A 12,063-nucleotide genomic window follows, 5' to 3' on the forward strand; every position below is an offset into this window, starting at 1 on the left:
CTTACAGGTCCGGATGAGCCGCCTGTTCCGCGGGACCTGAGGAGGGAGAGACCTCCATGGGCCCCTTTTGAAGTTTCGCAAAGATCAGCCGACCGGCGGATGTCTGCAGAATAGAAGCCACCGTCACTTTGACTTTTTGACCGATGGCCCGCCGCCCGTCTTCAACGACCACCATGGTCCCGTCGTCCAGATAGGCCACGCCTTGTTCTCGCTCTTTGCCTTCTTTAAGAACAAAAAGAGTCATGGGTTCCCCCGGCAACACGACGGGCCTGAGGGCATTGGCCAGGTCATTCACATTAAGGACCGTGATGCCCTGAAGGGCCGCGACTTTGTTCAAGTTGAAGTCGGTCGTTAACACACGGGCCCCCAAATCTTTACCCAAGGCGACCAACTTAGAGTCCACCTCTTTGATCTCGGGAAAGTCTTTGTCAAACAACCGGACCGGAATGTCCGGATTTTCCTGAAGCCGCGCTAAGATGTCCAAACCCCGTCGACCCCGAGCCCGTTTAGCACCGTCCCCGGAGTCCGCCACCGCTTGAAGTTCTCGCAGGATAAAGCGGGGGACCACTAAGGTGCCCGCAATAAATTTCGTGTCGCAAATATCCGCGATGCGTCCGTCAATCAGGACCGAAGTGTCCACAAGATACGTGGTGAGCGATTTCTTTTTCCCGCCTTTAACGATAAGGTCCCGGTCCAGGAGTTCCAGTTCGGATCGTTTCTGAATGGCGATCATCACCCCCAACGCGGCCAAAAAGAAATGGGTGACGAGGGAGTATTTTTGGGCGATGGCGTAGAGCGGTTCGTTGTCCAAAAGAAAAATAGCCCAATTACTTAAACGAGCGGCCACCAAACCGATCACCGCCCCAATCACCGCCGAGATAATCGCGTCCAGCGGAATCCGTTCCACCAACAGTTCCACGCCAATGATGAAACCGGACGCCAAGAGTCCCATCAAGATACCCTGCGCGTCCCGCGAGATTTGCGTGTAACCAATCAACGGCCCAGCCAACCCCACCAGTATTCTCATGATATGAATGATCACGTCTTCCCTCCGAATGAATGTGATGTATAAAAAATCAGGCGCCGGGGGGCGCCAAACCACCGGCCCGCAGCGCTTCGCTCAAACTTGACACCTCCCGAACGTCCATGCCCATGGGGGCGGAACGACCGCGCAAGGCGTTCGTGGGAACAATGGCTTTCGTGAACCCCAACTTCGCGGCCTCTGACAATCGTTCGGCCACCTGGGATACCGATCGCAACTCACCCCCCAATCCCACTTCTCCCAACCAAATCGTTTTTCCTGGAAGGGACTGATCCAAAACCGCGCTCGCCACCGCCGCGCAAACCGCCAAATCAGACGCGGGCTCCCGAACATCCATCCCCCCCGTTGATTTCACATAGACATCCTGGGAATCGAGGTGAAACCCACACCGACGGTCCAACACCGCGATCAGGAGTGAAGCCCGGTTGTAATCCACCCCCGACACCTGCCGACGGGGCATGCCAAACAATGTCCGAACCACCAACGCCTGAATTTCCACCATCAGCGGACGCGTCCCCTCCAGAGCCGCGAGGACAGCCGTCCCTGGAGGTGCTAAACCTTCTCTCTCCCCTAAAAAAAGAGCGGAAGGGTTCGTAACCTCCATTAATCCGCGAGCGGTCATTTCAAATACACCGATTTCGTTTGTGGGTCCAAAACGGTTCTTAATGGCCCGTAAAATCCGGTGAACGTCGGCCCGCTCTGTTTCAAAATAGAGAACAGAGTCTACCATGTGTTCTAAGACCCGTGGCCCCGCTAAATCGCCATCTTTCGTCACGTGCCCCAAAAGGAAGACCCCTAACCCCTCTCCTTTGGCCAAATGCAACAATTCCGCGGCGCATTCTCGGATCTGAGCCACCGACCCCGGAGCGCCACCCAAATCCGACTTATGAACCGTTTGGACTGAATCCACAACAAGGGCTCGTGGTTTCGTTTCCCGCACCGCCTCCAGAATTTTCCCTAAATCGGTCTCCGAAGCAAACAGGAGGGACGGGTTTTCCACCCCGATCCGAACCGAGCGCCCACGCACTTGCTCCGGGGATTCTTCCCCTGACACATAGAGGACGGGGAACTGGGGTCCCGCCAACCGGTCCGCCACTTGGAGCATCAAAGTCGATTTCCCAATGCCGGGGGGCCCCCCCAACAAAATCAGGGATCCCGGAACGAGCCCGCCACCTAAAATTCGGTCAAATTCCCCCAAGCCTGTCGGACGACGTGGAACGTCGGCGGCCCGGAGGGACGTTAAGGGCGTCACCCCCGAAGAAAAATCAGTTAACCGGCGCGGCTCCCGGGCCTCCCGACCCCGTAAGGAAGAACGGGATGCGTCTTTTTTTTCAACTAAGGTGTTCCACTGAGAACAGGAGGGGCATTGGCCGGCCCATTTAGGTGTATCGGCCCCACACTCCTTGCAAACAAATAAAGAATGGCCCCGCGCTTTCACGCAATGTCCCGATGAAGACTCAGCCCCATAAATTTCATAGCGAAACGACTCGTTATTTCTCCGTTCCTGGCGCGCCCTCGCCACCTTCTTTTTTCTTTAAATCACGAAAAAAATCTTCCGGGGTCATGGTTTCCAACTTCTTTTTAAAATCTTCGACCTCGCCCCCCGTGATCGGCTTCAGCAGTTCAGGGCAGGCGGCAAAAACGGTCTCGTCAACGAAAATGGGCGCGTTTTCTCGCACCGCCAACGCGATGGAATCCGAAGGGCGAGCGTCGAGCACTATTTCTTGGGCGTCCCGCTTCACGTAGACATCGGCATAGAAGGTACTGTCCTTCAACCCCGTGATGACGATCTTCTCCAATTTAGCTCCCAACCGTTTTATCGACTCCAACATTAAATCGTGAGTCAGCGGCCGTGGGAATTTTTGACCGGCCAGGGCCATCCCGATCGAACCGCCCTCATACAAACCGATCCACACAGGCAATAAACGGGGCCCGTTGACTTCTTCCAAAACCAAGACCGCCTGACCACCCACATTGGCTAAAGAATAGATTCGGGCTTCCTGAATCATATCATTCCCTCCTACCGCGCCAAGCCCACAAGACCCAAGAGGAACGCCAAATCCTCATCGCGGAACATAATATTTGCGTTTACATTAAAATTCTTGCGTTCCGACACATCTTCGATTTGCGCCCCCACCCAGAGCCAGGGTTCGATCGCCTTCACACGGGCCCCCACGTTATACACGGGTTTATCAAAATGGTGCCCCTGAATCATTTCATCGCGACCGAAATTATAAGCTTCTGCTTCCCCTTCCACCCGACGATTCCACGCGTGGGTTTTGGGGAACGGTCGAACCCTCACCCCCGCACCTCCCGCGGAACGAATCGCCCCACCGTAAAGCGTCACGGGACCAAAGTCATGGCCCATCACAGCGGTAATGGTATTCTTTTTTTCCAGATCGGTTCCCAGGACAGAGCGATCTTCCCGGGCACCCAAATTATTTCCGGCCAAGTAATAGTATTTCCCAGGCCGGGGGACCATCGTGATCCCCAAATCCGGCCTCCATTTCTGGTCTTCCATGTCATACCGTTGACGGTAATCCCAGTAAATCTTGATGGCTGAGATTCGGCCCGTGAACCCTTTCAGATCGTGAGTGGCTTTGTTGACATTGGCCATGGTTTGATCCAAATTCTTTCCGAGTTCGGGATCGTTCACCAGTCGACCCAGGAGCCCATCACCCTTCTGGACACGTTCCGTGATTTGGTCCAGCCGCTCCGAAATGGACCGAAACTTTTCGAGCGCGATCTTGATGTCTTCTTTTCGTTCTCCGGTGATTTCGCGAAGATCGCTTGCCACGTGTTTCGCGTGGGCCGAGGCGTCACGAATGTTTCGGATGATCTCGGTCAGTTCAGCCCGTTGGGTGCCGAGGGAATCGGCCAACGCCTGAGACACGCGCCGAAAATTGGCCACCGTCACTCGTAAATTGTCCGTGACGGCGCCTTGGTCAGGATCTTCTTTAAGAAACGCGCCCAATTTCGACATCACGTCATCGAACGTGAACGTCGGCGTCCCTTCAAAGGAATCGCCGGGCGAAAGCACGGGGGCGGCGGGATCCCCCAACGTCATCTCCAAATATTTCGAACCGATAAACCCCGTGGACGCCACTTGGGCTTTGGTTCCCTGATGAACCTCGATGCCCTTTCGCACCTGGACTTTCACCCGAGCCCGCTGGCGATCGAGATCAATTCGTTCGACTTGCCCCACCTCCACCCCAGCCACTTTGACCGGCCCTTTTTCGGGCAAACCCAAGGCATTGTCAAAATAGACGTAAAGAGGGTATGTCCCATGAAACTGGAAATCGCCCAAAACAATGACCCCCAGGGCAAAAACGAAAAGGCCACTTAAGGAGAACAACCCCACCTTGGTTTCTGTGGACAGAGACATTACGTGTAAGACCTCACAGGCATTTGGATGGGCCCCTGGGCGGAACCCGAAATAAACTGTTGAACCACCGGATCCTCCGAACACTGAATTTCTGACGGTGTGCCAACAGCCGCCAGGCGACCCTCATAAATCATGGCAATGCGGTTTGAAATCTTGTAGGCGGACTTCATGTCATGGGTAACCGCAATCGATGTAATTTTCATCTTTTCCCGAATTCCCACGATCAATTCGTTGATCACGTCCGACATGATGGGGTCCAACCCCGTTGTTGGTTCATCGTACAATATGTAGTCTGGTTCGTGGGCAATCGCCCGGGCCAAACCCACGCGTTTTTTCATCCCCCCGGAAAGTTCCGCGGGTTTCAACCCCGCCACTTCCGATTTTAAACCCACCAACCCCAAGCATCGAGAAACGATTTCATCCCCCCGGGATAGTTCTTCAGGTTTCAGGTGCCGAATCCCAAATAAAACGTTTTCGGCCACGGTCAGGGAATCAAATAACGCGGCCCCCTGAAACAAAAAACCAAACTTACGTTGGACTTGGGCCAACGCGTCTTCGTCCATTCCTGTGATTTCTTTATTGTCCACAAAAACGCGTCCGCGATCCGGCTTCAATAAACCCACCATAATTTTCAGCGTCACGCTCTTGCCCGTCCCAGAGCCCCCGATAATGGTAAGAGTTTCTCCCTCGCGAACCTCCAAGCTCAACCCTCGGAGAACGCGGTTTGGGCCAAAAGAACGATGAACATCCTCCAGGCGGATCATCCAATCCCCAGGGAAACCAAGATGGCGGACAAGAAATAATCACTCACCAAAATACTGACCATGCTAATCACCACGGCGCTCGTGGTGGCCCGCCCCACGCCCTCCGCCCCCCCCCCTGTTCGGAGCCCTTTAAAACAGGCGGTCACAACGATAATCAGAGCATACGCCACGGATTTGATCAACCCGTGAAAAGCGTCCTCCAATTGAATCGCCTTTATTTCATCCCAATAAATGGTCGAGGGGATGTGGAGACGGAAATGGGCCACGAGATACCCCCCCACGATGCCGATCACGTCAGCGTAAATGGTCAAGAGCGGGACCATGACGAGACACGCCAAGAACCGGGGAACAACCAAGTAGCGAACAGGATTGGTTCCCAGAGTGTAAAGAGCATCCACTTGTTCGGTGACGTTCATGGTCCCGATTTCCGCCGCGATGGACGCCCCCACCCGACCGGCCACCACCACCCCCGTCAACACGGGCCCCAACTCTTTTAAAAGGGACAACCCCACCACACTGCCGACATACAACGGCTCGTTAAAAACACGTTGAAAAGAAAACCCAGTCTGAAGAGCCAACACCATTCCCGTAAAGAGAGCCGTGAGGCTGGTGACCGGGAACGATTGAACCCCCACTTCATACATCTGGCCGAATACGTTTCGAGCATCCAGTCGTGCCTTAAAAATCCAGTAAAAAGTCTTCCGCAGCAAAACCGCCACGCTTCCGACCGATTCCGCCAGGTCCAGAACCCGGTGCGTAAAAATGTGAAAAAGAACTCGCAGGGGTCTCACATTATCTCCCCTGAACCAACCGCGGAACACGTTTTGAAATACCGCATAAAATTTCGTAGGGAATCGTATCGGATCGATCGGCCATCTCTTCCACGGTGACCCGTTCACGCCCTTGTGGCCCAATCAAGACGACCTCTTCCCCCACATCCACTCCAGGCCGACCTGTCACATCCACCAAAATTTGATCCATGGTCACCCGGCCCAGAACGGGACAGCGGCGGCCTCTCACCAACACTTCCCCCCGGTTGGATAACGCCCGCCGGTAACCGTCCGCGTATCCCACAGGAAGGGTCGCCACGCGGCTTCGGCGCCGGGCCCGCCAGGTCCACCCGTAACTGAGCGGCGTCCCTCGAGCCACCGTCTTCATGAAAACCATACGGGTTTTCCACGCAAGAACAGGGCGCAAATCAACAACTCGTTTTAAGGCCGGCCAGGGAGGGATCCCGTAAAGAACCAACCCTGGTCGCACCAGATCGTAATGGGAACCGGGACGCGCCAACAGCCCCGCCGAATTTGCCGCATGGAGTAAACATTCTCTCCCTCTCTTCAAACCCGAAATTGTTTGGTCGAACAACTTGAGTTGATGGGTGGTGGCAGATGCCGAATCGGCACAGGCCAAATGGCTGTAAATCCCTTCCACACGAAGCGCTGGATTTTTTAGGAAAGGACCCAGAGCGTCCCGTGCCGTGGCGGGGGACATTCCAATCCGTCCCATCCCGGTGTCGATCTTGATATGACAGCGGGCCGGACGCCCCCGTTGAACGGCCCGGCTCGCGAGGGCCAGAGCAGACGCTCGACTGGCCACTGTCGGGATCAAATCATTTTTTAATACAACGTCGAAACTCTCGAAAGGATAAAGACTGCCTAAAATCAAAATGTTTTCCTTACATCCTCCGTCCCGGAGAGCCAAGCCTTCCTCCACACTGGAGACCCCGAAACCCCACAACCGAGTTCCGAGAACCCTCGCGGCCTGCGCCAAAGGGGTGGCCCCATGCCCATACCCATCGGCCTTAAGGACCGCCATCATTTTGACCCGGCGAGGAAGGAGATCGGCCACAGCCAAAAGATTATGTCGAAACGCGTCCAGATCTATTTCCACCCAAGTGGGTCGGATAGGGAAGGGAGGACCGCCGGGAAGAACCGTCGTGCTCAGAAGTTTTCGCCTTCGGGAGCGGGATCGACAAACTTGGTAAATTCCGAGATAAAATTCAAATCGATGTCACCGATCGGTCCGTTCCGCTGTTTCAGAACAAACAATTTGGCTTTCCCTTTCACATCCGGATCATCCCGCTTGTACACTTCCTCTCGGAAGATCGCGGCCACCACGTCGGCGTCTTGCTCCAGAGCGCCCGATTCACGAAGGTCCGACAGTTGAGGACGGCCTTCCCGGCCTTTGTCTTCCGGTCGACGATTGAGCTGAGACAGAGCGATGACCGGAACTTGCAGTTCCCGCGCCAATCCCTTAATCGACCGCGAAATTTCAGAGATTTCTTGCTGACGGCTTTCCATCCGACCGCCCCCCTGAAGAAGTTGAAGGTAATCGATAATGATCAAGGACAAGGGCGTGCCTTTCTGTTTTAATTCGTGGGCCCAACGGCGGGCCGATCCTCGAATATCAAGGATGGACGGTGACGTTGAAAAATCAAAGAAGAGCGGGGCGGAAGCGATCTGGCTGGCCACGTTGGTAATCGTGGGCCAACTCTTGCGTGAGAGAAACCCGTCCCGAACACTCCGCACATTGATCCGGGCCTGACTGCAAAGGAGACGAAGACCGATTTCCTGCTCGCTCATTTCAAGGGAGAAGAAAACCACAGGTTTTTTTTCCTTAATGGCGACGTGTTCGGCAATATTCAGAACAAAAGCCGTTTTCCCCATGGAGGGCCGTCCCGCAATGATAATCAAGTTGGAGGGTTGAAGTCCCGACGTCATTTTGTCCCACGCGGAAAACCCCGTCGAAACACCGGTCACGTATTTGCTCGATTCCGCCAGCTTCTCCAGCGTGGTGATGGCGCTTTGCATCAACACACTGGCCGAGACCATCCCCCTCGAGGCCCGGTCCTGGGCCAAAACGAAAAAACGTTGCTGGGCGCTGTCCAACAACGCTTGAGCTTCCTCCGTGGGAGACATGGATTCGTCGGCCACCGTTCGGGCGATGGCGATCATTTGACGGAAGAGGGATTTTTCACGAACGATCCGGGCGTAGTGTTCCACATGGAGAGCGGAAGGAACGAGGTTGGTCAGGTCAAAAAGCGCCGCCCGCCCCCCCAGCCCCGCCAAACGACCGCCTTTCTCCAACTCGTCGCCTACCGTGATCACATCGGCGGTCACGTTCCGATCATGGAGCGCGCGGATTGCGGAAAAAATACGTCGGTGGTTTTCCTCGTAGAAATCCTCTTCCCGAAGAACATCCAACGCTTTAAGGAGTGACTCCTTCTCCACCAACATACTTCCCAAAACAGCCACTTCAGCCTCCCGACTTTGAGGCGGAAGACCTTCGACGTTCGAGGAACGTGCCGAAAGGGGGAGGGAAGATCCCACGGGGGATTACCCCGCGGGCTGGACCTGAATTTTAAAGGCCGCGCGGACCTGAGGGTGAAGCCGGACCGCTCCGGTAAAATCACCTGTGGTTCGAATAGGGTCCCGCAATTCCACCCAACGACGGTCAATGGAAATTCCCTTGCCTAAAAGTGCCTTGGCCACCTCGGCCGTTGTCACCGAACCGTAAAGTTTTCCATCTTGACCGGCGCGAGCGCTGATCGTGATGACCACCTCTTCCAACTGACGACCCCGTTCCTGGGCCGCTTGAAGTTTCGTTTTCCGCTCCTCATCCAGTTGTTTTTTTCGAGAGTCCCACACCGCACGGGAGCGGGGGCTCGAAGGGACCGCCAACTTACGAGGAAGCAGATAGTTGCGCGCGTAACCGGGCGCCACGTCTTTCACGTCACCCGCCACCCCAAGATTCGGAATATCTTCCTGCAAGATAATTTTCGTTTTCATGGTTATTCTCCCGTGTAAGGCAGGAGGGCCAACATACGGGACCGCTTGATGCCCTGGGTCAATTGACGTTGATGACGAGCGCAGTTTCCTGTCGTTCGCCCCCCCAACATTTTACCTCGCGCTGTCAAAAACCCCCGGAGGATGGGAATGGCCTTGTAATCCACCTCTTCAATTTTTTCCGCGCAAAATCGGCACACTTTACGCCGCATCATGGGACGACCACCGCGACGCCCTCCACCGGCACCCGCTGGAGGACGGGCACCCGTCCGGGGACCTGATCCAAATCCCGGCCGTCCGCCCGGACGTGGCCCGCTGGGGGGCCGCGAGGCTCCCATCGGTGAAGAAGCGCTCACTGGCGCTTTCGGTGTTTCAGAAGTTGGGTTGGTTTCATTCATGGAATTCTCCTCTTAAAATGGAACATCTTCAGTGGTGGGGGCTGAACCGCTCACATCGGATTCCGCGGAGGGAGCCTCCTCATCAGTCGCGGGGGACCCCACGCCTGCATCGGCTTTTTCCAGAAACTGAACGCGCGAAGCGTCGACTTCATGCCCAGACCGTTTCTGTCCGTCTTTGGTTTCCCAATTGCGGCTTTTCAACCGCCCTTCCACGTAGACGGGGCTTCCCTTTTTCAATTTTTCTCCGCAACGCTGCCCCGCTTCACGCCAAACGACAACAGGAATAAACGAGGTGTCGTCTTTCCACTCCCCTGCCTTGTCCTTATAGCGACGGTTGACCGCGAGATCAAACCGGCAAACAGGAGCTCCTGAGGTGGTAAACCGAAGTTCCGGATCACGGGTCAGACGACCCACGAGCTGAACGTTATTAAGCTGGACGAGGCGCAGGAGCGTCGACATGGGGAACCTCGGGAACAACCGGGAGAGGAGCGGTGGCCGGCGCAACGGCGGCAACGGAACCACTCACCGGGGGACGATGTCCGTGGGATTCATGGGGAGCTGGCGGCGGCAGAACCATCAAAGGGGACGCCGGCTTGCCCTTGAGGGCTTTGCAAATCAGGTGACGAATAATATCTTCCGAGACCCGAAAAAACTGATTAAACTCCGCCACAAAAGAAGGGTCCGCGTTAAATTGGAGGAACGTATAGTATCCCTCCCGCTGACGGCCAATGGGATAAGCCAACCGACGACGGCCCCACTTCTCCGTGAGAGTGACTTCGCCACCTTTTTGAACGATGAGGGATTTTGTTTTTTCGACGAAATCGTCAACCTTTTGGGGCTGAGTGTCGCCGGGCAATACAAAGACTGTTTCGTAATGGACCAAGGGATGCGCCTCCTTCAAGGACGTCCGACCCAGCCATGCCGGGTCGGGGTGGGTTCTGCTCAAAAGGCCAGAACCAAAGTGGTCTTATGCTAACAAATAACACCCATCCCGCGCAAGAAGAATCACCACGTGCTCCAAACTTGCCCCTTAGCGTCGGGGTGCGTACAGTTGATCGTGATCTCCCCTGAAGAAGCGAAATACATCCAATCCCCCAAATCGGTATACGATCCAGCGTAATCCGTCACATCAGTAGTTGAAGAATGAGAACCTGGGGGAGGGACATGACACTGGGGCATCTTTTTTAAATAGCGTCCACCGGTTGTAAGGGAACTGGTTAAATTCCCGGCCAAAGGAAAGAGTCCTAAGTTGTCCGCGTAATAGATGTGCAATGACGCGCGGAGGGCCCCTAAATTTCCCCGGCTTGAAGATTCTTGTGCCTTAAGTAACAAGTTGCTGAATTTGGGAATCGCAATGGAAGCAACAATACTGAGGACCGCCACCACCATCATGAGCTCAACCAACGTAAAGCCCAAAACAGGCCTCCCCCCGTTCGCTCCGCGCCGCTCCAGGGCGACCATCCCCGCCAGCCCCCCCCCTGATTCGTCGCTTCTGTTTGGTGGATAAACGTTTTTCATTTTCTTCAGACCCCGCCCGCCGAACCTGCGGGTTCCGAATCATCAGAGGAAGAGGGAAATCCCATCGAATGACGATAACTGTTGACTGTCCTTCTCGGAATGGGATACCCCACCCGATCCCGAAGAAGACGTTGCAAATACAGATCGGACCTCTTCCCAAAATCCACATCTTCTCCTTGGATCGTCTCCAAAACATCAATGCAGAGATTTTTGCGGGAACAAAACAAATCTTCCAACAGAACCTCTTCTCCCCAGGGAAGGACGAGGCTTCGTCCCTGGATCGCACGGTTCACCGTAGAGGGAGCGACCGCCAAGCGCTTGGCCAATTGCCGCTGTGTGATTGGAATTTTCTTGAGCGTGTCTCGAGACGCTAAGAAAAAACGTTGGGCGTTACAAATAAAATCCAAAAGTCGGTAGAGCGTGTTGTGTCGCCAATTGATGAGTTCCAAGCGACGCACAAACGCTTTCAGGTGCCGGCGTTCTTGGGGAGGAAGGTTCCCCTCTCGAAGCAAACCTTGCAATCGGTCATACTGGATATCGTACCGCCCCCGGGCCAACAAGGGGGACCCAAACTCAAAAACAGGTTCCCCCTGATCATCGAGGCTCAGTCGTGCCAGTCGGACGACATGTTTCCCCGGAACCCCAGAAGCTTTGATGGAGGGATCGAAAAACTCTGATTGAATGGAGTAAGTTAGCAAGAAATCCCGAACCCTTTGAACCTGAGCTTCCGTGAGACCCAAAAACTTCGATAGGTCCGCGCGATCCATTTCCCGATCCACACGAAGGAAGTAGGATTCGAAGGTTTCCTGCCCCATTTTTTGAATAAGGGCAAGGGCTTCCTTATTTTCCCCGATCACACGCGCCGCCTCCGGGCGCCCCCCTTGCACCAGGGTGACTTCGTTCATTTCATAAAAAGAAGGGGACAATTTCGTTCGAGGATTGGGTTGAAATCGAACGATCTTCCAGCGAGCGTCCTGCGGATAAATCAACTTCTCAAAAACCGGGTCGGTCTCGGCCTCACGAATGAGCTCAGCAATTTGCCGTTCCGACATTTGAAGGAGTTGCACGGTTTGAAGCCGAGCCAAGAGAGTGGCTCTTGTCCCCGTTTCAGCACGGGATCGAATACTGAGATGGGGGCGGCGTGACTTCGGGTCCATGGTCGTTCAACAAG

14 protein-coding genes are annotated in these 12,063 nt (G+C 55.0%); all 14 read right to left on the bottom strand.

The window, feature by feature from the left end; translation table 11 throughout:
- Nucleotide 1 precedes the first annotated feature (1 nt).
- Nucleotides 2–1,042, bottom strand: a complete 1,041-nt coding sequence (locus tag JNK54_00950; protein ID MBL8022837.1) for a PIN domain nuclease — start codon at nt 1,040–1,042, stop codon at nt 2–4.
- Nucleotides 1,043–1,076: 34 nt separating this feature from the next.
- Nucleotides 1,077–2,480, bottom strand: coding sequence for a DNA repair protein RadA (gene radA / locus JNK54_00955; protein ID MBL8022838.1), 1,404 nt, complete (start codon nt 2,478–2,480; stop codon nt 1,077–1,079).
- 52 nt (nt 2,481–2,532) lie between these two features.
- Nucleotides 2,533–3,051, bottom strand: a complete 519-nt coding sequence (locus JNK54_00960) for a bifunctional nuclease family protein (GenBank protein MBL8022839.1) — start codon at nt 3,049–3,051, stop codon at nt 2,533–2,535.
- 11 nt (nt 3,052–3,062) lie between these two features.
- Nucleotides 3,063–4,427 (bottom strand): MCE family protein, encoded by a 1,365-nt coding sequence (locus tag JNK54_00965; protein MBL8022840.1) that lies wholly within the window; start codon nt 4,425–4,427, stop codon nt 3,063–3,065.
- Nucleotides 4,427–5,191: an ATP-binding cassette domain-containing protein gene (locus JNK54_00970; protein ID MBL8022841.1), complete on the bottom strand. Its 765-nt coding sequence runs from the start codon at nt 5,189–5,191 to the stop codon at nt 4,427–4,429. The genes JNK54_00965 and JNK54_00970 overlap by 1 nt, the downstream gene beginning before the upstream one ends.
- On the bottom strand, nt 5,188–5,982 hold the full coding sequence (locus JNK54_00975) for an ABC transporter permease (GenBank protein MBL8022842.1): 795 nt from the start codon (nt 5,980–5,982) through the stop codon (nt 5,188–5,190). The genes JNK54_00970 and JNK54_00975 overlap by 4 nt, the downstream gene beginning before the upstream one ends.
- A 1-nt stretch (nt 5,983) precedes the next feature.
- Complete coding sequence (gene alr, locus JNK54_00980; GenBank protein MBL8022843.1) at nt 5,984–7,135, bottom strand: alanine racemase; 1,152 nt, start codon at nt 7,133–7,135, stop codon at nt 5,984–5,986.
- Complete coding sequence (gene dnaB / locus JNK54_00985; GenBank protein MBL8022844.1) at nt 7,132–8,520, bottom strand: replicative DNA helicase; 1,389 nt, start codon at nt 8,518–8,520, stop codon at nt 7,132–7,134. The genes alr and dnaB overlap by 4 nt, the downstream gene beginning before the upstream one ends.
- Nucleotides 8,521–8,526: 6 nt before the next feature.
- Nucleotides 8,527–8,979, bottom strand: coding sequence for a 50S ribosomal protein L9 (locus JNK54_00990; GenBank protein MBL8022845.1), 453 nt, complete (start codon nt 8,977–8,979; stop codon nt 8,527–8,529).
- A 2-nt stretch (nt 8,980–8,981) separates the two neighbouring features.
- Nucleotides 8,982–9,374 carry a 30S ribosomal protein S18 gene (locus JNK54_00995; GenBank protein ID MBL8022846.1) on the bottom strand — a complete coding sequence of 131 codons (393 nt, stop codon included), beginning with the start codon at nt 9,372–9,374 and terminating at the stop codon, nt 8,982–8,984.
- Nucleotides 9,375–9,386: 12 nt separating this feature from the next.
- Nucleotides 9,387–9,833 carry a single-stranded DNA-binding protein gene (locus JNK54_01000; protein ID MBL8022847.1) on the bottom strand — a complete coding sequence of 149 codons (447 nt, stop codon included), beginning with the start codon at nt 9,831–9,833 and terminating at the stop codon, nt 9,387–9,389.
- Nucleotides 9,802–10,257: a 30S ribosomal protein S6 gene (rpsF, locus tag JNK54_01005; protein ID MBL8022848.1), complete on the bottom strand. Its 456-nt coding sequence runs from the start codon at nt 10,255–10,257 to the stop codon at nt 9,802–9,804. Before rpsF ends, JNK54_01000 begins: the two co-directional genes overlap by 32 nt.
- Nucleotides 10,258–10,379: 122 nt before the next feature.
- Nucleotides 10,380–10,892: a prepilin-type N-terminal cleavage/methylation domain-containing protein gene (locus tag JNK54_01010; protein ID MBL8022849.1), complete on the bottom strand. Its 513-nt coding sequence runs from the start codon at nt 10,890–10,892 to the stop codon at nt 10,380–10,382.
- 5 nt (nt 10,893–10,897) lie between these two features.
- Nucleotides 10,898–12,049: a hypothetical protein gene (locus JNK54_01015; GenBank protein MBL8022850.1), complete on the bottom strand. Its 1,152-nt coding sequence runs from the start codon at nt 12,047–12,049 to the stop codon at nt 10,898–10,900.
- Between the last annotated feature and the right edge of the window lie 14 nt (nt 12,050–12,063).

The sequence above is a fragment of the Elusimicrobiota bacterium genome, from assembly GCA_016788905.1.
Lineage (GTDB): Bacteria > Elusimicrobiota > Elusimicrobia > FEN-1173 > FEN-1173 > JADKHR01.

Coding starts and splice junctions, on each gene's coding strand:
- JNK54_00965 (MBL8022840.1), bottom strand. CDS start 4,427: ATGTCTCTGTCCACAGAAACCAAGGTGGGGTTGTTCTCCTTAAGTGGC.
- JNK54_00960 (MBL8022839.1), bottom strand. CDS start 3,051: ATGATTCAGGAAGCCCGAATCTATTCTTTAGCCAATGTGGGTGGTCAG.
- JNK54_01015 (MBL8022850.1), bottom strand. CDS start 12,049: ATGGACCCGAAGTCACGCCGCCCCCATCTCAGTATTCGATCCCGTGCT.
- JNK54_01000 (MBL8022847.1), bottom strand. CDS start 9,833: ATGTCGACGCTCCTGCGCCTCGTCCAGCTTAATAACGTTCAGCTCGTG.
- JNK54_00990 (MBL8022845.1), bottom strand. CDS start 8,979: ATGAAAACGAAAATTATCTTGCAGGAAGATATTCCGAATCTTGGGGTG.
- JNK54_00970 (MBL8022841.1), bottom strand. CDS start 5,191: ATGATCCGCCTGGAGGATGTTCATCGTTCTTTTGGCCCAAACCGCGTT.
- JNK54_00995 (MBL8022846.1), bottom strand. CDS start 9,374: ATGAATGAAACCAACCCAACTTCTGAAACACCGAAAGCGCCAGTGAGC.
- JNK54_01010 (MBL8022849.1), bottom strand. CDS start 10,892: ATGAAAAACGTTTATCCACCAAACAGAAGCGACGAATCAGGGGGGGGG.